Origin of the sequence: Cellulosimicrobium cellulans (assembly GCF_024124905.1) — a bacterium.
Classification (GTDB): Bacteria; Actinomycetota; Actinomycetes; order Actinomycetales; family Cellulomonadaceae; genus Cellulosimicrobium; species Cellulosimicrobium cellulans_G.
The window spans coordinates 694,864-712,097 of sequence record NZ_JAMXST010000001.1; the positions used below are offsets into that span (position 1 = coordinate 694,864).

A 17,234-nucleotide genomic window follows, 5' to 3' on the forward strand; every position below is an offset into this window, starting at 1 on the left:
CGCCTGAGGCTGTCGAGGCACCGCCAGTCCACCGCACACAGCGGCCGCCGGACCCCTTCCTGCGGCCCGGTACCAGGAGGTACTCCGGATGCCCGTCTACACCCTGCCCGAGCTGTCCTACGACTACGGTGCGCTCGAGCCGCACATCTCCGGGCGGATCATGGAGCTGCACCACTCCAAGCACCACCAGGCCTACGTCACCGGCGCGAACACCGCCCTGGAGAAGCTCGCCGAGGCCCGCGAGACCGGCGACTTCGCCGCGATCAACCTGCACGAGAAGAACCTCGCGTTCAACCTCGGCGGCCACGTCAACCACTCCGCCTTCTGGACCAACCTCTCCCCCGAGGGCGGCGGCGAGCCCACCGGCGAGATCGGCGCCGCGATCGACGAGCACTTCGGCTCCTTCGACGCCTTCAAGAAGCAGTTCGCCGCCGTCGCCGCCGGCGTCCAGGGCTCGGGCTGGGCCATCCTCGCCTGGGACTCCATCGGCTCCAAGCTCGTCACCGTCCAGCTCTACGACCAGCAGGGCAACCTCACCCTCGGCCTCACCCCGATCGTCCTGCTCGACGTCTGGGAGCACGCCTACTACCTCGACTACCAGAACGTGCGCGCCGACTACGTCACCGCCTGGTGGAACCTCGTCAACTGGTCCGACGCCGAGGCCCGCCTCCAGCGCGCCAAGACCCAGACCGCCGGGCTCATCGTCCCCGCCTGACGCCCCGCCAGACGACACCCGGCGGGCGAACACGACACCGCCCGCCGGCGAACACGACATGAGGGTCGTTATCCGATGGATAACGACCCTCATGTCGTGTTCGACAGCCTGACGGGGGCGGCGGCTCAGTCAGCCGTCACGAAGAGGTGGCGCGCGACGTCGTCGAGCCGGTCGACGAAAGACGAACGGCCCGGTCCCCGGACGGGGATCGGGCCGTTCGGACGTCGCGAGGACGTCGGGTCGATCAGTGGGCGTGCTGGCCGCGGGAGAACTCGAAGACCCAGCCGACGAGGGCGACCGCGGCGAGCGCGATCCCCACGTAGACGAGCCACCAGCCGACGGCGAGGCCGAGGAAGACGATCGCGGCCGAGCCGGCGATGGCGAGCGGCCACCAGCTCCACGGGGCGTACACGCCCTGGTCGCCGGCGCCCTGCTCGATGAGGCCCTCGGGGTCGTCCTCAGGGCGGGCGTCGATGCGCTTCGCCGTGAGCATGAGGTAGGCACCGATCATCGCGACCAGCGCGCCGGTCAGGAGGATGGCGACCGACCCGACGGGCTCCCAGTGGCTCCAGAAGCCGTAGACGAGCCCTGCGGCGATGAAGAACGGCGTCCCGTAGAGGAACAGCTTGTACTCGACCTTCACTTCCCGGCCTCCTCGTCCGTCGTGCCCGTGCGGGGTTCGTCGACGATCGTGGTCGTCGTGGAGTCGCTCGCGGCCTCCGAGCCGCTCAGGCGGTCGAGCGCGACGCTCTTCTCACCGCGACGGTCCGCCTCGCCGTAGACCTGCTCGAGGACGTTCGGGTTCGGCTCGGCGTGGTCCATCGCCGCGACCTCGGGGTGGTGCAGGTCGAACGCGGGCGACTCGGAGCGGATGCGCGGCAGCGACGTGAAGTTGTGGCGCGGGGGCGGGCTGGACGTCGCCCACTCGAGCGAACGGCCGTAGCCCCACGGGTCGTCGACCTCGACCTTGGGCGCGTTGCGCCAGGTCGTGTAGACGTTCCAGAGGAAGGGCAGCGTCGACGCGGCGAGGATGAACGCCCCGACCGTCGAGACCTGGTTCTCCCACGTGAAGCCGTCCGACGGCGCGTAGTCCGCGTAGCGGCGCGGCATGCCCTCGACGCCCAGCCAGTGCTGGATGAGGAACGTCATGTGGAAGCCGATGAACAGCAGCCAGAAGTGCAGCTTGCCGAGGCGCTCGTTGAGCATCCGGCCGGTGAACTTGGGCCACCAGAAGTAGAAGCCCGCGAACATCGCGAACACCACGGTGCCGAACACGACGTAGTGGAAGTGCGCCACCACGAAGTACGAGTCGGAGATGTGGAAGTCCATGGCCGGGCTCGACAGGATGACGCCCGTCAGGCCGCCGAAGAGGAAGGTCACGAGGAAGCCGATCGACCACAGCATCGGTGTCTCGAACGTGAGCTTGCCTCGCCACAGCGTGCCGATCCAGTTGAAGAACTTCACGCCGGTCGGGACAGCGATGAGCATCGTCATGAACGCGAAGAACGGCAGCAGGACCGCGCCGGTCACGTACATGTGGTGCGCCCACACCGTGACGGACAGCGCCGCGATGGCGATCGTCGCGTAGACGAGGCCCTTGTACCCGAAGATCGGCTTGCGGGCGAAGACCGGGAAGATCTCGGACACGATGCCGAAGAACGGCAGCGCGATGATGTACACCTCAGGGTGCCCGAAGAACCAGAACAGGTGCTGCCAGAGGATCGCTCCCCCGTTCTCGGGGTTGAAGATCTGGGCACCGAAGCGCCGGTCGGCGCCGAGCGCGAAGAGCGCGGCGGCCAGCGGCGGGAACGCCATGAGCACGAGGAGGCTCGTGATGAGCGTGTTCCACGTGAAGATCGGCATGCGGAACATCGTCATGCCGGGCGCGCGCATGGTGATGATCGTGGTGATGAAGTTGACCGCACCGAGGATCGTGCCGAAGCCGGCGAGCGCGAGGCCGAACACCCACAGGTCTCCCCCGAGACCTGGACTGAACGTCGTGTTCGACAGCGGCGCGTAGGCGAACCACCCGAACGAGGCCGCGCCCTGCGGCGTGAAGAAGCCGGCCGAGGCGATGAGACCGCCGAAGAGGTAGAGCCAGTACGCGAACATGTTCAGTCGCGGGAACGCGACGTCCGGCGCACCGATCTGCAGCGGCATGATGACGTTGGCGAACCCGGCGAACAGCGGGGTCGCGAACAGCAGCAGCATGATCGTGCCGTGCATCGTGAAGAGCTGGTTGTACTGCTCCTTGCTCTGCACGATCTGGATCCCGGGCTCGAAGAGCTCCGCGCGGATCACGAGGGCCATGAGGCCGCCGATGCAGAAGAAGATGAACGACGTGATCAGGTACATGTACCCGATCGTCTTGTGGTCGGTGGACGTGACCCACTTGATCACGGTTCGACCGAGGGTCTGACGCCGAGGGGCGAGACCGGGGATGACTTCGGCCTGCGCGACCATCAGTGCTCACCCTCCGTGCTAGCGGGGACGGGGTTCGGGTCCTGGAGGCGGCTGAATCCCTCGACCGGGATCTGGCCCTCCTGCCCCTTCTCGCGGAGCGCCTCCATCTGCGCGTCGAACTCGGCGCGGTCGACGATCTCGACGTTGAACAGCATCCCGGAGTGGTGCTCGCCGCAGAGCTCGGCGCACTTGCCGGCGTAGACGCCCTCGCGCTGCGGGGTGACCACGAACTCGTTGGTGCGGTGGGGGATCATGTCGAGCTTGTAGAGGAACGCCGGGATCCAGAACGAGTGGATCACGTCGCGCGAGTCCAGGACGAAGCGGATGCTCTCCCCCGCCGGCAGGTACAGCGTGGGCAGCGCCTCCGACGTACCGGGCGCGCCGTCGATCTCCGCGTCCACGGTCATGGTGCCGCCGACGTCGGCGAGGTGCTGGCCGGTCTCGTAGACGTCCTCGTCCACGTAGTTGAAGTCCCAGCTCCACTGCTTGCCGATGACCTGGACGGTCATGTCCGACTCGACGTCCTTGTCCACGATCGCGGACATGTCGCGGTCCGTGTAGAAGAACAGGACGAGGACCATGATGATCGGCACGGCCGTGTACATGATCTCGAGCGGCAGGTGGTACCGCGTCTGGACCGGGAGCCGGTGGTCGTCCTTGCGCTTGCGGTACGCCGCGACGCACCACAGCATGAGGCCCCACGTGATGACGCCGACGATGAGGGCGGCGATCCACGAGCCGGTCCACAGCGACGTGATCCGGGCGGTCTGGTTGGTCACCTCCCCGTCCTCGTAACCGGGCAGGAACCCGCGCTGGACCGTGTCGCTGGCGCAGCCGGACGCCACCGCAGCGACGGCGACGGCGAGGGCCGTCGCCCGCAGGATGGTGCGCCGTGTGCGGCTAGGGGGTTGCGAGTGCAAGGGGGGCCTTTCACGTCACGTCCTGCCCGAACCCGTCTTTACGAGCCCAGCACAGGACCTTCGTCCTCGACACACGAAGCCTAGCGCGGGATTCCGCCCTTCGTGCCCCGGAACGCGCGCTGGACGGGCGAGATGCGGCACACGTCGCCGCCGGTCAGGGCGGGTTCACCACACCCGCGCCAGGTCTGTCAGATCCTTGCCACACCGACGCTCCGCCCGGCAGGGCGGTACCGTGCCGGTGGAGCGTCCGGGCTCGCGCCGACGCCCCGTCGCGGTCCGCGCGAGCGCAACGATCCGGCGCCCCGCGGGAGACCCGCGACGCGCCACCCCGGCGCGGTCGACCGGCTCGCCCGCCCGCGCCGCGCCCACGCGGCCCGACCGCCAGCGCCCAGGAGGCCATGTGACACACACCACCCCCGTCCGCCGGGCCCGGCTCGACAACGGCGGGCGCGCGCCCTGGCACCCCCTCGCGCGCGAGGCCTTCGACCGTGCGCTCGACGACGGCTGGGCCGACCCCCGCCGCCTGCACGCGGAGGGTCGTCGTGCCGCCGCGCTGCTCGACGGCGCACGCGAGGCCGTCGGTGCCGCGCTCGGCGTGCGGACGGAGGAGGTGCACTTCACGCCCTCCCACACGGCGTCGTTGCACACCGGCGTCGCCGCCCTGTCCGGCGCACGCGCACGCGTCGGCCGACGGGTCGTCGTCGGCGCCGTCGAGCGTGCCGCCGTGCTGCACGCCGCCGAGCACGGCGGGCTCGAGCGCGAGGTCGTCGACGTGGACCGCACCGGCCGGGTCGACGCGGCCGCGATGTCCGACGCCGTCGCGCGCCCGGGGGTCGCGCTCGCCGCGCTCCAGCTCGCCAACGGCGAGGTGGGCACGCGCCAGCCCGTCGTGGCGGTGCACGACGCCGCGCGCGCGGCCGGGGTCCCGCTCCTCGTCGACGCGGGGGCGAGCGTCGGCCACGACGAGGTCCCCGCGTCGTGGGACGCTCTCGCCGCCGACCCCGCCGACTGGGGCGGAGGTCCCGGGGTCGGGGTGCTCGCGGTCCGCTCCCGCGTCCGACGGCGCAGCGCGTTCCCGGAGGACCCCGACCCGTGGGCACCCGGAGGGGTGTCCGTGCCCGCGGCGTTCGCGGCCGCCGTCGCGCTCCAGGCGGTGCTGGCGGACCGGGAGGCCGAGGACGCGCGCCGCCGTGCGCTCGTCGACCGGGTCCGGGCGCGCGTCGCCGAGATCCCCGACGTCGAGGTGGTCGGCGACCCGGCCGACCGCCTGCCGCACGTGGCGACGTTCTCGTTCCTCTACGTGGACGGCGAGGCCCTGCTCACCGACCTCGACCGCGAGGGTGTCGCCGTCGGGTCGGGGTCCGCGTGCACGTCGAGCTCCCTCGAGCCGTCGCACGTCCTGGCCGCGATGGGCGTGCTCACGCACGGGAACGTGCGCATCGCGCTCGACCGGTCGACGAGCGCGGCGGACGTCGACCGGCTGCTCGACGCGCTGCCCGGGGCGGTCGCGCGCGTGCGCGCGACGCTGGGGGTGCAGGGCCTGTGACGGGCGACGCTCCCGACGTGGTCGACGCACGCGGTCTGCGCTGCCCGCTGCCGGTGATCCGGCTCGCCGCGGCGGCGCGCGACCGGGACCCGGGCACGCGCCTGACGGTGTGGTCGACCGATCCGGCCGCGCGCCTCGACGTCCCGGCCTGGGCACGGATGCGCGGGCACACGGTCGTCGGCGACGAGCCGCTCGCGCGCGACGACCAGGACGAGGGCGCCTGGGCGATCACGGTCGAGCTCGGCGCCTGACGTCTCGCCGGGCTCGCCGCCGGGACGACGCGAGCCCGGCCACCCGCGGTGCGGGTGGCCGGGCTCGTGCGGTCCGGTGCGGCGTGCGGGGCACGCCGGGCGGGTCAGCTGAAGGAGCCGCCGCAGGCGCAGGCGCTGCCCGCGTTGGGGTTGTCGATCGTGAAGCCCTGCTTCTCGATCGTGTCCGCGAAGTCGATCGTCGCGCCCTCGAGGTACGGGACGCTCATCTTGTCGACCACGACCTCGACGCCGTCGTAGTCGCGCAGCGCGTCGCCGTCGAGCACGCGCTCGTCGAAGTAGAGCTGGTAGATCAGGCCGGAGCAGCCGCCGGGCTGCACCGCGACGCGCAGGCGCAGGTCGTCGCGACCCTCCTGCTCGAGGAGGGTGCGGACCTTGTCCGCGGCCCCGTCGGTCAGGTTGACGCCGTGCGTGGCAATGTCGGTGGTCTCGCTCATCTCGTCTCCGCGCTGTCGGGGGCAGTGCTGCCCCGGTGGTGGCCGGCTTCTACGGACCTCTCGAGAGAGATCCCGTCAGGTCCTCAACACCACTCGTGCCGGTCGTGTTCCCGAGTCTACGACCACGCGACGGCGTACGGTCGAACGGAGCCCGCGCCGCACCGGTGGCGCGGCCCCCGACGGGAGACGCATGGACCAGTCGTTGCACTTCGTGACGGTCGCGACGCGCGACCTGGACGCCGCGCGGGCCTTCTACGGCGCGCTCGGCTGGACCGCGCAGCTCGACGTGCCGGGCGAGATCGTCTTCTACCGCTCGGCGGCGGGCCAGCTCCTCGGCTTCTTCGAGGAGTCGGCCTTCGCGCGCGACGCCGGAACCCCGGGCGCCACGCCGACCACGACGGGCCTCACGCTGTCGCACAACGTCGGTTCCCGGGCCGCGGTCGTCGAGCTCGTGCAGGCGATGGTCGACGCGGGCGGGACCGTCCGCAAGGCGCCGCAGGAGGGCGAGTTCGGCGGCGTCTTCCACGCTCACGTCGCGGACCCCAACGGACTGGTGTGGGAGGTCGCGCACAACCCGGCCTGGTCCGTCCGCGCGGACGGGACCGTCGACCTCGGCTGAGGCGCCCCGCCGTCAGCCGCGCGACCAGGTGCGCGCGACGCGCTCCACGAGCGCGCGCGGGTCGCCGTCGCCCCACGCGTACGCGCCGCTGAGCCCCGCGGCGGCCTGCTCGCGCCGCCCCGCGACGACCGCGCGCGCCACCACGACGACGGGGAGCGCGTGGTGCGCGGCGCGGACCGCGACCTCGCGCACCGTCCCGTCCCCCAGCTCGTGGGCGCCGAGCTCGTCCGCGAGCACGACGACGGCCTCCGCACCCGCCAGGCGCGCGTCCAGGCCCAGGTCGTCGGCGACGACGCGCAGCCCGGGCACGAGCCGACCGCCCAGCGCCGCGACCGCGTAGGCGAGCCCGCCCCCGCTCCCGGCCCCGGGCAGTCCGGCCAGGCGACGGCCTGCCGTCGCCGCGGCGAGGAGGTCCCGGCCCGCGAGCGCACGGCCCGCTCCCCCGGTCTCCGCCGCGTGGTCGACGGCGGACGCCACGCCGTGCGCGACGGCGCCGAGCGCGCGCTCGAGGTGCTGGGCCACCGCGGGGTCCACGCCGCGGGCGTCGAGCACCGCGCTCGCCCCGTGCAGGCCGAGCAGCGGGACGTCGGACGCGACGGCCGCCACGAGGTCGGCGCCCCCGAGCGCCGCCCGCGCGGCGCGCACGACGTCGGTCGGGACCGCGGTCCCCGGGTCGCCGGCGAGCGACGCCGCCCCCGCGAGCGCCAGGAGCGCCCCGCGCCCGGCGTCGTGGCTCGTGCTCCCGCCGGTGGCGAGGACGACCCGCCCGGGCGCCCCGTCGGGTCCGCGTGCGGCGTCGGCCGCGAGCGCCAGGAGGTGGCCGACGGCGGTCGAGGACCGCGCGGGCACGGTCACCGCTCCCGCGTCGCCGTCGAGCGCCTCGCCGGCGCCGGTGGCGGGCACCTGGGAGGCGTCGACGTAGACGGTCCGGCGCGTGCCCGTGCCGTCGCCGCCCGGCGTCCGACGGCGGACCGCGACCGGGACGTCGTCCCCGTCCGGCCTCGGGACCGCCCCGGCGAGCACCTCGGGCGCGACGGGCGCGACCGCGTCGAGGAACGCGGGCCCCGACGCTGCGAGCGGCACGGTCTCGACCTGGGCGTGCGGCGCCCACCAGCCCGCGACGTCGTCGAGCGAGGGCCCTGCCGGGACGGGTGGCGACGCGGCCGCCGCGGCCGGCCACGCGCCGTCGGGCACGGGTGGGACGGCGGACCCGGTGAGCAGCACGCGCATGCCCGGATTGTGCCAGGGCGCACGCCCGTCCGGTCCCCGCGGGACGCCCGCTCGGCCGCGGCGGCGCTGTGCGACGATGGTGCCGTGAGCACTGGTAGCACCTTGCTGTCGTCCGTGGACGGGCCGAACACCTCGCGCCAGGGCGGGTTCGCCGAACCCAGTCCTTCCGCCCTGCTCCTGCTGGGCCAGGGCCGCGACCTCGCGTCCGAGCGCGGGGTCGAGTGCGTGGGCGAGCTGCCCGCGCCGAGCGACCCGGACCTCGTGGAGCGCGCCCGGGCCGCCCGCGCCGCGCTGGGCGAGCGGGCGTTCGTGCTCGGTCACCACTACCAGCGCGACGAGGTCATCGACTTCGCCGACGTGACGGGCGACTCGTTCAAGCTCGCGCGCGAGGCCGCGGCGCGGCCCGAGGCGGAGTTCATCCTCTTCTGCGGCGTGCACTTCATGGCGGAGAGCGCGGACATCCTCACGTCCGACGCGCAGCAGGTCGTGCTGCCGGACCTCGCGGCCGGCTGCTCGATGGCGGACATGGCGGCGATCGACCAGGTCGAGGACGCGTGGGACGTGCTCGAGGAGGTCGGCATCGCCGACTCCACGGTCCCCGTGACGTACATGAACTCCTCGGCGGCGATCAAGGCGTTCACGGGTCGCCACGGCGGCACCGTGTGCACCTCGTCGAACGCGGAGGTCGCGCTGCGCTGGGCGTTCGACCAGGTGGGTGGCGTGGACGGCACGGGCAAGGTGCTGTTCCTGCCGGACCAGCACCTCGGTCGCAACACGGCGGTGCTGAAGCTCGCGATGTCGCTCGACGACTGCGTCGTGTTCGACCCGCGCAAGCCGAACGGCGGCCTCACGGACGCCGAGCTGCGCGACGCGCGCATGATCCTGTGGCGCGGGCACTGCTCGGTCCACGGCCGGTTCTCGGCGAAGAACGTGAGCGACGTGCGCGCCGCGGTGCCGGACGTCAACGTCCTGGTGCACCCCGAGTGCAAGCACGAGGTCGTCACGGCGGCGGACTTCGTCGGGTCGACGGAGTACATCATCGCGATGCTCGACGCCGCCGAGCCGGGCTCGTCGTGGGCGATCGGGACCGAGCTCAACCTGGTGCGCCGCGTCGCGCGCGCCCACCCGGACAAGCAGGTGCACTACCTGGACTCGACGGTGTGCTTCTGCTCGACGATGAACCGGATCGACCTGCCCCACCTCGTGTGGGCCATGGAGTCGCTCGTCGCGGGCCGCGTCGTGAACCGGATCGTCGTGGACGCGGACGACGCGCACTGGGCGCGCGTCGCGCTCGACCAGATGCTCGCCCTGCCGGGCATCTAGCCCGACGGGAGCCGAGGTCCCTCGAGCAGCCGGGGGCACGCGGAGGTATGGCATGAGCACCGGGAACGGCATGAACGTCGGCATCTTCGTGTTCGACGAGGCGGAGGAGCTCGACGTCGCCGGGCCGTTCGAGGTGCTGTCCGCGTGGGCCGAGCACTCGGCGCTCAAGCCGCACGTGTCCACGTTCTCGTGGGACGGCGGCGGCGTGCGGCTCGCGAAGGGGCTGCGGCTGCTCCCCGACCGCTCGGCGGACGACGTCGGCCCGCTCCACCTGCTCGTCTACCCGGGCGGTTGGGGGACGCGCTCGCTGCTCGCGGACCGCGTGCACCTCGAGTGGCTGCGCGCGATGCGCGCCCAGACCCCCGTCATCGCGAGCGTGTGCACGGGGTCGCTCGTGCTCGCCGCGGCGGGGCTGCTCGCGGGGCGGCCCGCGACGACGCACTGGGCGCACTACGACGAGCTCGCGGAGATCGACCCGAGCGTCGTGCTGGACACCGAGGCGCGTTTCGTGGACGACGGCGACGTCGTCACGTCCGCGGGCGTGTCCGCGGGGATCGACATGGCCCTGCACCTCGTCGCGCGCCTGGAGAGCGACGACGTCGCGCGCGCCGTGCGCCGCGGGATCCAGTACGACCCCGACCCGCCGGTCTGAGGCGGCCGCGTCCCCCTGACGCCGACGGAGTCGGGCTCCGGCGACGACCGCCCGGCTCGCCGCGCGGACGGGCACGAGGCGCCGTGGCGGGCCGAGACCTCCACGCCCCGCTCGCCGGCCGAAGGTACCTGATACCGCCCGTGCGAGGTAGTAGCCTGCCCGGGTGACCCGCCAGATCCAGCTCCTCGTCGCCAGCACGCTGCCGCGCAAGGCCGTGCAGGGCCGGGGCGTCCTCGAGCCGTCCGTCACCCGCATGCGCGTGCACCCCGGCGACCTCGACTTCTACCTGCACGTCAACAACGGGACGTATCTGCAGATGATGGACGTCGCGCGCAGCAACTTCATCGCCGACCTCGGCGGGTTCCCCCTGCTCAGGGACAAGGGCTGGTACCCCGTCGTCGCGGCGTCGACCATGAAGTACCGCCGCTCCCTCCAGCTGTGGGACCGCTTCGAGATCACGACGCGCGTCCTCGGGTGGGACGAGCGCGTCGTCTACCTCGAGCAGGTGTTCACGCGCGGCGCCGACCTGTGCGCGCGCGGCCTCGTCGCGGGCCGGTTCCTGGCGCGCGGGTCGGGCGACCGGATCGCCGCCCCCGACGTCGTCGGGCTCCTCGGCGGCGACGTCACCTCTCCCGAGCTCCCGGACGACGTCGACCGGTGGTCCCGGGCGGTCGACGTCGCGCACCGCGGCTGACGACCGGCACCCTGGTCCCGCGCGGGGGTCGGGTGCTTCGATGGCACGGTGACCGCCGACCGAGCCCCTGACCCCGACCCGCACCCGGACCACCCCGCCACCGACCCGTTCGACGCGACCATGGTCCCGGCCCTTCCCTGCCGGGACATCGACGAGCTGCGCGACTTCTGGACCGCGCTCGGCTTCGACGTGACGTACCGCCAGCTCCGGCCGAACCCGTACCTCGCGGTGCGGCGCGGCGGCGTGGACATCCACTACTTCGGGCTCGACGGGATCGAGCCGCAGGACAGCTACAGCACGTGCATCGTCGTCGTGGAGGACACGGCGCCCGTCTTCGAGGCGTTCGCCGCGGGGCTGCGCGCCCGCTACGGGCGCCTGCCGCTCACCGGGTTCCCGCGGATCACCCGACCCCGACGGCGCGCGAACGCGGGCGGCACGACGGGATTCAGCCTCGTGGACCCCGCCGGCAACTGGGTCCGCGTGATGCGCCGCCCTCCCGCCGCGGCGGCGCCGACCACGGACGCGGCCGGGGCGTCCGCCGTCGACGCGTACGCCGCGCGGCCCGAGGGACGGCTCGCCCGGGCCCTGGACGACGCCGTCGTGCAGGCGGACTCGCACGGCGACCCCGTCCAGGCGCGCAAGATCCTCGCGGGCGCGCTGCGGCGTGCCGGGGACGACGCCGACGTCGCCGACCGCGTGCGCGCCCTCGCCTACCTCGCCGAGCTCGCCGTCCGCGCGGACGATCCCGACGCTGCCCGCACGCACCTCGACGACCTCGACGCGCTGGCGGCCGCCCTCTCCCCTGACGTGCGCACCGTCGTCGAGCACGCCCTCGCCGAGGCCGCCGACCTGCGGGCGGCGCTCCCCGGCTGACCGGTCGAGCGCCGCCGCGCACGGACGGACGGTCCCCGGGTCAGGCGACCGCGCCGCCGAGCCGGGCGAGCAGGAGCGCCTCGGCGAGCACCACCTTCTCCAGCTCGCCGAGGTGCACCGACTCGTTCGCGCCGTGCGCGCGCGAGTCCGGGTCCTCGACGCCCGTCACGAGGATCGCCGCGTCGGGGAACACCTCGAGCAGGTCGGCGATGAAGGGGATCGACCCGCCCACGCCGATGTCGACCGGGTCGGCGCCCCACGACGTCGTGAACGCCCACCGCGCGGCCCGCATCGCCTCGGAGTCACCCGGGGCGAGGAACGGCTTGCCCTGCTCGCCGTCGCGGACCGTGACGCGCGCGCCGAGCGGAGCGTTCCCCTCCAGGTGGGTACGCAGCGCCGCCATCGCGGCCGCCGGGTCCTGACCCGGCGCGAGCCGCATCGAGAGCTTCGCGGTCGCGCGGGGCGTGAGGGTGTTCGACGCGTGCGCGACGCTCGGCGCGTCGAGCCCGATCACGGCGATCGCCGGCTTGGTCCACAGCCGGCCCGCGATGCTGCCCTCGCCTGCGAGGACGGTCCCGTCGAGCAGCGAGGAGTCGGCGCGGAAGTCGGCCTCGGCGTAGTCCACGGTCGGCTCGTCCGCCGTGACGAGCCCGGGCACGGCCACGTTGCCCGCGTCGTCGTGCAGGGTGGTGATCAGCCGCGCGAGCAGCGTCACCGCGTCGAGCACGGGACCGCCGAACATGCCCGAGTGCACCGCGTGGTCGAGCACGGCGACCTCGACCTCGCAGTCGACGAGGCCGCGCAGCGACGTCGTGAGCGCGGGGACGCCGACCTTCCAGTTCGACGAGTCCGCGACGACGATGACGTCCGCCGCGAGCAGGTCGCGGTACTGCGTGAGGAACGGCAGGAACGTCGGCGAGCCGATCTCCTCCTCGCCCTCGACGAAGACCGTCACGCCGACAGGCAGGTCACCGACCTCCGTGAGCGCGCGCAGCGCACCCAGGTGCGCCACGACCCCCGCCTTGTCGTCCGCCGCACCGCGCCCGTACAGGCGCCCGTCGCGCTCGGTCGGCTCGAACGGGTCGGACTCCCAGGTCGCGGCGTCGCCCGGGGGCTGCACGTCGTGGTGCGCGTACAGGAGGACGGTCGGGGCGCCGTCGGGCGCAGGGCGGCGCGCGACGACGGCCGGCGCGCCCTCCGTGCCGTCGGCGGCCCGAGCGCGCAGCACCTGCACCTCGGGCAGACCGGCGTCGCGCAGCAGCGCCGCCACGGCATCGGCGCTCGCCGCGACGTGCGCCTGGTCGAACGCGGCGTTCGACACGCTCGGCACGCGCACGAGGGACTCGAGGTCCGCACGCAGCGCGGGGAAGAGGCGCGCGACGGTCTCGCTGAGCGTGGTCGCGAGCTCGGGGTCGGTCGCGGTGCCGGGCGCGGGGACGGTGGGTTCAGGTGAGTTCGTCACGACGAGCACGGTACGACAACCGGACGTGCGGTGAGCTCTGCCGCATCCCCGAGACTCTTCCCTCGCGGGTCGAGTCAGCCCGGGAGGTGGACGTGCGGCGCGTCCGGCCCGCCCCGGTGCTCGAGCTCGAGCGCCGCGCTGCGCGCGAGGAGCGCGTCGTAGTCGACGGCGAGGCCACGGAGGACGAGCTCGATCGCGCTCTCGGCCTCCGTGTCGCTCAGGTGCGTGTCGCCGAACAGCGCGCGGTACTGGACGAGCGACGCGAACAGGTCCACGACCTGGTCCTGGTCGACGTCCTCGCGCAGGTCGCCACGCGTCGCCGCGTGGGCGAGGGTCGCGGCGACGGCCCGCCGCGACGGCTCGACGACCACGGCGAGGTAGCGCTCGCGCAGCGCCGGGTCGGGCGCGCACTCCGCGTACAGCGCAGCGAGGACGTCCGGCCTGGTCGCGCGGTACGCGCCCAGGAACACTCCGAGGCTCTCGCCGAGGTCGCACAGGGTGCATCCGGTGTCCGGCGCCTCGGGGACGCTCAGCCGGGCCGCGATCGCGGCGAGGGCCAACGGCGCGCGCCCCGCCCAGCGGCGGTAGATCGCGGGCCGCGTGGTCCCGGCACGGCGTGCCACCTTCTCGAGCGTCAGCTGCGCGTAGCCCCCGGAGTCCAGGAGCGCGGACGCCGCGTCGAGCACCGCGCGGTCGATCTGGCGGTCACGCGGCCGGCCACCACCGCCCGGGGTCGGGATGCCGGAAGCGCTGGACATGGTCGTGATCGTATCCGCGGACCGTCAGCCGCGACGGTCCGGGCGCACGAGGACCCGGAGCACGAACGTCGCCGCGAGACCCACGAGCAGCGCCGCGACGACCGCGTAGGCCGGGAGCCCCTGGGCGGGCGCGCCGCCGTCCTCCGCGAGGGCCGCGCCGTCACGGAGCGCCGAGCGGTGCACGACGACGGACAGGACCCCGGCCGCCGCGATGCCGAGCGCCGTACCGAGCTCGGCGGACACCTCCTGCGTCGCGGCGGCGGAACCCGTCTGCTCGGGTGGCGCCGACGAGATGACGAGGTCACTCACGAGCGCCGCCGCGGCACCGTGCCCGAGGCCGAGCACCGCGACCGACCCCGCGAGCGCCGGCACGGGTGCCCCCGCCCACCCGACGACCACGGTCAGCACGGCCCCCGCGACGATCACGACCAGGCTGACGGCGACGACCACCTCGGGGCGGAACCGGGAGGCGAGACCAGGAGCGAGCAGCGCGCCGAGGATGTTCACCGCGACGTACGGCAACGTCCACAGGCCCGCCTCGAGCGGGTCCAGACCGGCCGCGCGCTGCAGGTGCTGGGTGAACAGGTAGTACACCCCGACGACGCCGATCCCGGTCAGCAGCAGCGTGCCGAGGGCGGCGGCCGGCCGCCGCGCCGTGACGAGGCGCAGGTCGAGCAACGGGTCGGGGAGCCGTCGCTGGCGTCGGGCGAAGAGCCCGAGCAGCAGCGCTCCGGCGACCATCACGGCGGCGTCACGCACCGCCGTCGTGCCTCCGGAGGGACCGGCCGCGAGCTCCTGGAGACCGAAGACGACGGCGAGCATCCCCACGACGGACAGTGCGACGCTCGTCAGGTCGAGCCGCCCCGCGTCGTTCGTCCCGCGTGGCCTCGGTAGGAGCCACGGTCCGAGGAGCACGAGCGCGAGCATGGGCGGCACGTTGACGAGGAAGACGGAACCCCACCAGAACCGCTCGAGGAGTGCACCGCCCAGGACCGGCCCGATCGCGGCGCCGACCGAGAAGGCGCTGAAGAGGATCGCGATCGCGAGGCGCCGCTGCGCATCGGCACGGAACATCTGGCGCAGGAGGGAGAAGAGCGCGGGCATGAGGGTCGAGCCCGCGACGCCGAGCAGTGCCCGGGCGAGGATCAGCGTCTCCGCGCTCGACGCGGTCGCGGCGAGCACGGACAGGGCGGCGAACGCGGTCGCCCCGACGAGCAGAAGCCGACGTGCGCCGACGCGGTCCGCGAGCCGCCCGGCGGTGACGAGCGTCCCGCCGATGAGGAAGCCGTAGACGTGGGAGATCCACAGCGCCTGCGTGGCCGAGGCGTCCAGGTCCACGATGATCGAGGGCAGCGCGAAGAACAGCACGGTGAGGTCGGTCGCGACCATGAGCATCGGGAGCACGAGCAGGACCAGCCCCGCCCACTCCTGGGGTCCTGCCCGGACGGTCGTCGTCACGGTGGCTTCGGTCGTGCGGCTCATGGCTCTCTCCTCCGGCAACATTACGTATCGCCTTGTAACGCTACTGGCGGATGCTGCTCCTGACCACCCCTACCGGAGGAGGGATCGACGACGCCGAGCACTCGTCCGGCTCGACTACGCTGGAGGGGTGTTCTCCCGCAACAAGTCCGCCGCGACCCCCGCCGCCCCCGACCCTGTCGAGCAGGCGGCCGAGATCGAGCGGGCCGGCAAGGGCCGCCCGACGCCCAAGCGCAAGGTCTCCGAGGCCGCGAACAAGCGCCCCCTGGTGCCGAACGACCGTCGCGCCGCCGCGAAGTCCGCGCGGGAGAAGCAGCGCGAGATGCGCGACCGCCAGTACCAGGCGATGCAGACGGGCGACGAGCGCTACCTGCCGCCGCGCGACAAGGGCCCGGTCAAGCGCTACGTGCGTGAGTACGTCGACGCGCGCTGGAACCTCGGCGAGTTCTTCCTGCCCGTCGCGCTGGTGTTCATCGTCTTCTCGTTCCTCACCGCGCAGAACCAGGACCTGGCGTTCCTCACGGTGATGACGCTCTACGTCATCGTGCTGCTGACCGTCGTGGACGGCTTCATCATGTGGCGTCGCCTGCGCAAGCGCCTGCTCGCGAAGTTCGGCGAGATCCCCAAGGGCACGACGATGTACGCCGTCATGCGGGCCTTCCAGCTGCGCCGGGCGCGCCTGCCCAAGCCGACGCACAAGAAGCACGGCGTCTTCCCGGAGTGAGCCGGAGCGGTTCCTGAGGCAACCGTCCGGCGGTTAGGTTGAGCCCATGCCCACCTACCGCTACCTCGGCAACTCGGGTCTCAAGATCTCCGAGATCACCTACGGCAACTGGCTCACCCACGGCTCCCAGGTCGAGAACGACGTCGCGACGGCGTGCGTCCACGCGGCGCTCGACGCCGGCATCTCGACGTTCGACACCGCGGACGTCTACGCGAACACGAAGGCCGAGCAGGTCCTCGGCGACGCGCTCAAGGGACAGCGGCGCGAGTCGCTCGAGATCTTCACGAAGGTCTACTGGCCGACCGGCCCCGGCGGCCCCAACGACACGGGCCTGTCCCGCAAGCATGTCATGGAGTCGATCAACGGCTCCCTCCAGCGGCTCGGCACCGACTACGTGGACCTCTACCAGGCTCACCGGTACGACACCGAGACGCCGCTCGAGGAGACGATGCAGGCGTTCGCCGACATCGTCCGGCAGGGCAAGGCCCTGTACATCGGCGTCTCCGAGTGGACCGCCGACCAGATCCGCGCCGGCGCCGCGCTCGCGAAGGAGCTCGGCTTCCAGCTCATCTCCTCCCAGCCCCAGTACTCGATGCTGTGGCGCGTCATCGAGGACGAGGTCGTGCCGACCTCGCGCGAGCTGGGCGTGTCGCAGATCGTCTGGTCCCCGATGGCCCAGGGCGTGCTGTCCGGCAAGTACCTGCCCGGCCAGGCGGCACCGGCCGGGTCGCGCGCGGCCGACGAGAAGGCGGGCCGCGGTGGGATCTCGCAGTTCATGACCGACGACGTCCTCACGCGCGTGCAGGGCCTCAAGCCGGTCGCGGACGAGCTGGGGCTCACCATGCCGCAGCTCGCCATCGCGTGGGTCCTGCAGAACGACAACGTCGCGGCGGCCCTCGTGGGTGCGTCGCGGCCCGAGCAGGTCGCCGAGAACGTCAAGGCGTCGGGGGTGACGATCCCGGCCGAGCTCCTGGCGCGCATCGACGACGTCCTCGGGGACGTCGTCGAGCGCGACCCGGGCAAGACCGCCGAGAACGCACCGCAGACGCGCGTCGCCTGACTCCGGCACA

The 17,234-nt window shown here is 73.2% G+C and carries 18 protein-coding genes; 10 read left to right on the plus strand and 8 right to left on the minus strand.

The annotated features are described in order from the left end of the window. Nucleotides 1-88 precede the first annotated feature (88 nt). Complete coding sequence (locus NHH00_RS03195; protein ID WP_053369073.1) at nt 89-715, plus strand: superoxide dismutase; 627 nt, start codon at nt 89-91, stop codon at nt 713-715. A 244-nt stretch (nt 716-959) separates the two neighbouring features. On the opposite strand, the gene NHH00_RS03200 is transcribed toward NHH00_RS03195, so the two are convergent. Genes NHH00_RS03200 through ctaC form a run of 3 tightly spaced genes read right to left on the minus strand, consistent with a single transcriptional unit; the run spans nt 960 to nt 4,098 of the window. Continuing rightward, nucleotides 960-1,358: a cytochrome c oxidase subunit 4 gene (locus NHH00_RS03200; RefSeq protein WP_047234280.1), complete on the minus strand. Its 399-nt coding sequence runs from the start codon at nt 1,356-1,358 to the stop codon at nt 960-962. Next, entirely contained in the window at nt 1,355-3,178 is a 1,824-nt protein-coding gene (ctaD, locus tag NHH00_RS03205; protein WP_253050058.1) for an aa3-type cytochrome oxidase subunit I, read from the minus strand. Before ctaD ends, NHH00_RS03200 begins: the two co-directional genes overlap by 4 nt. Next, nucleotides 3,178-4,098 (minus strand): aa3-type cytochrome oxidase subunit II, encoded by a 921-nt coding sequence (ctaC, locus tag NHH00_RS03210; protein ID WP_253050061.1) that lies wholly within the window; start codon nt 4,096-4,098, stop codon nt 3,178-3,180. The genes ctaD and ctaC overlap by 1 nt, the downstream gene beginning before the upstream one ends. 400 nt (nt 4,099-4,498) lie before the next feature. Here ctaC and NHH00_RS03215 point away from each other — a divergent pair, with 400 nt between their 5' ends. Further along, complete coding sequence (locus NHH00_RS03215; RefSeq protein ID WP_253050063.1) at nt 4,499-5,644, plus strand: cysteine desulfurase family protein; 1,146 nt, start codon at nt 4,499-4,501, stop codon at nt 5,642-5,644. Between the two features lie 17 nt (nt 5,645-5,661). After that, nucleotides 5,662-5,895 carry a sulfurtransferase TusA family protein gene (locus tag NHH00_RS03220; protein WP_253050066.1) on the plus strand — a complete coding sequence of 78 codons (234 nt, stop codon included), beginning with the start codon at nt 5,662-5,664 and terminating at the stop codon, nt 5,893-5,895. Between the two features lie 104 nt (nt 5,896-5,999). On the opposite strand, the gene erpA is transcribed toward NHH00_RS03220, so the two are convergent. Continuing rightward, on the minus strand, nt 6,000-6,350 hold the full coding sequence (erpA, locus tag NHH00_RS03225; RefSeq protein WP_047234275.1) for an iron-sulfur cluster insertion protein ErpA: 351 nt from the start codon (nt 6,348-6,350) through the stop codon (nt 6,000-6,002). 190 nt (nt 6,351-6,540) lie between these two features. Between erpA and NHH00_RS03230 the strand changes: the two genes are divergently transcribed. Continuing rightward, nucleotides 6,541-6,969 (plus strand): VOC family protein, encoded by a 429-nt coding sequence (locus tag NHH00_RS03230; RefSeq protein WP_253050069.1) that lies wholly within the window; start codon nt 6,541-6,543, stop codon nt 6,967-6,969. A 12-nt stretch (nt 6,970-6,981) separates the two neighbouring features. Here the strand turns inward: NHH00_RS03230 and NHH00_RS03235 are convergent, their stop codons facing one another. Further along, nucleotides 6,982-8,199, minus strand: a complete 1,218-nt coding sequence (locus tag NHH00_RS03235; RefSeq protein ID WP_253050072.1) for a glycerate kinase — start codon at nt 8,197-8,199, stop codon at nt 6,982-6,984. A gap of 114 nt (nt 8,200-8,313) precedes the next feature. Here NHH00_RS03235 and nadA point away from each other — a divergent pair, with 114 nt between their 5' ends. The 4 genes from nadA to NHH00_RS03255 all read left to right on the plus strand — a co-directional run bounded on the left by nadA (nt 8,314) and on the right by NHH00_RS03255 (nt 11,741). Next, nucleotides 8,314-9,522 carry a quinolinate synthase NadA gene (gene nadA / locus NHH00_RS03240; RefSeq protein ID WP_253050752.1) on the plus strand — a complete coding sequence of 403 codons (1,209 nt, stop codon included), beginning with the start codon at nt 8,314-8,316 and terminating at the stop codon, nt 9,520-9,522. 52 nt (nt 9,523-9,574) lie between these two features. Then, nucleotides 9,575-10,174, plus strand: coding sequence for a DJ-1/PfpI family protein (locus NHH00_RS03245; protein ID WP_253050075.1), 600 nt, complete (start codon nt 9,575-9,577; stop codon nt 10,172-10,174). 163 nt (nt 10,175-10,337) lie between these two features. Beyond that, entirely contained in the window at nt 10,338-10,868 is a 531-nt protein-coding gene (locus NHH00_RS03250) for an acyl-CoA thioesterase (RefSeq protein WP_253050078.1), read from the plus strand. Between the two features lie 48 nt (nt 10,869-10,916). Beyond that, the gene (locus NHH00_RS03255) at nt 10,917-11,741 is read left to right on the plus strand and encodes a hypothetical protein (protein WP_253050081.1); all 825 of its coding nucleotides are present in this window, start codon (nt 10,917-10,919) and stop codon (nt 11,739-11,741) included. A gap of 40 nt (nt 11,742-11,781) precedes the next feature. On the opposite strand, the gene NHH00_RS03260 is transcribed toward NHH00_RS03255, so the two are convergent. From NHH00_RS03260 to NHH00_RS03270, 3 genes are all read right to left on the minus strand, one after another. Next, on the minus strand, nt 11,782-13,203 hold the full coding sequence (locus NHH00_RS03260; protein ID WP_308202253.1) for a dipeptidase: 1,422 nt from the start codon (nt 13,201-13,203) through the stop codon (nt 11,782-11,784). Nucleotides 13,204-13,277: 74 nt separating this feature from the next. Further along, nucleotides 13,278-13,961 (minus strand): TetR/AcrR family transcriptional regulator, encoded by a 684-nt coding sequence (locus NHH00_RS03265; RefSeq protein ID WP_253050084.1) that lies wholly within the window; start codon nt 13,959-13,961, stop codon nt 13,278-13,280. Nucleotides 13,962-13,985: 24 nt separating this feature from the next. After that, nucleotides 13,986-15,443, minus strand: coding sequence for an MFS transporter (locus NHH00_RS03270; RefSeq protein ID WP_253050087.1), 1,458 nt, complete (start codon nt 15,441-15,443; stop codon nt 13,986-13,988). Nucleotides 15,444-15,570: 127 nt separating this feature from the next. Between NHH00_RS03270 and NHH00_RS03275 the strand changes: the two genes are divergently transcribed. Together NHH00_RS03275 and NHH00_RS03280 are read left to right on the plus strand one after the other, a co-directional pair. Next, nucleotides 15,571-16,164 carry a DUF3043 domain-containing protein gene (locus NHH00_RS03275; RefSeq protein WP_253050090.1) on the plus strand — a complete coding sequence of 198 codons (594 nt, stop codon included), beginning with the start codon at nt 15,571-15,573 and terminating at the stop codon, nt 16,162-16,164. 46 nt (nt 16,165-16,210) lie between these two features. Beyond that, on the plus strand, nt 16,211-17,224 hold the full coding sequence (locus NHH00_RS03280) for an aldo/keto reductase family protein (protein WP_253050093.1): 1,014 nt from the start codon (nt 16,211-16,213) through the stop codon (nt 17,222-17,224). Nucleotides 17,225-17,234: the final 10 nt, after the last annotated feature.

Bases quoted from the DNA above. Each gene is read 5' to 3' on its own strand.
- NHH00_RS03195 (WP_053369073.1), top strand. From the start codon at position 89: ATGCCCGTCTACACCCTGCCCGAGCTGTCCTACGACTACGGTGCGCTC.
- ctaD (WP_253050058.1), bottom strand. From the start codon at position 3,178: ATGGTCGCGCAGGCCGAAGTCATCCCCGGTCTCGCCCCTCGGCGTCAG.
- erpA (WP_047234275.1), bottom strand. From the start codon at position 6,350: ATGAGCGAGACCACCGACATTGCCACGCACGGCGTCAACCTGACCGAC.
- NHH00_RS03230 (WP_253050069.1), top strand. From the start codon at position 6,541: ATGGACCAGTCGTTGCACTTCGTGACGGTCGCGACGCGCGACCTGGAC.
- NHH00_RS03235 (WP_253050072.1), bottom strand. From the start codon at position 8,199: ATGCGCGTGCTGCTCACCGGGTCCGCCGTCCCACCCGTGCCCGACGGC.
- NHH00_RS03245 (WP_253050075.1), top strand. From the start codon at position 9,575: ATGAGCACCGGGAACGGCATGAACGTCGGCATCTTCGTGTTCGACGAG.
- NHH00_RS03265 (WP_253050084.1), bottom strand. From the start codon at position 13,961: ATGTCCAGCGCTTCCGGCATCCCGACCCCGGGCGGTGGTGGCCGGCCG.
- NHH00_RS03270 (WP_253050087.1), bottom strand. From the start codon at position 15,443: ATGAGCCGCACGACCGAAGCCACCGTGACGACGACCGTCCGGGCAGGA.
- NHH00_RS03280 (WP_253050093.1), top strand. From the start codon at position 16,211: ATGCCCACCTACCGCTACCTCGGCAACTCGGGTCTCAAGATCTCCGAG.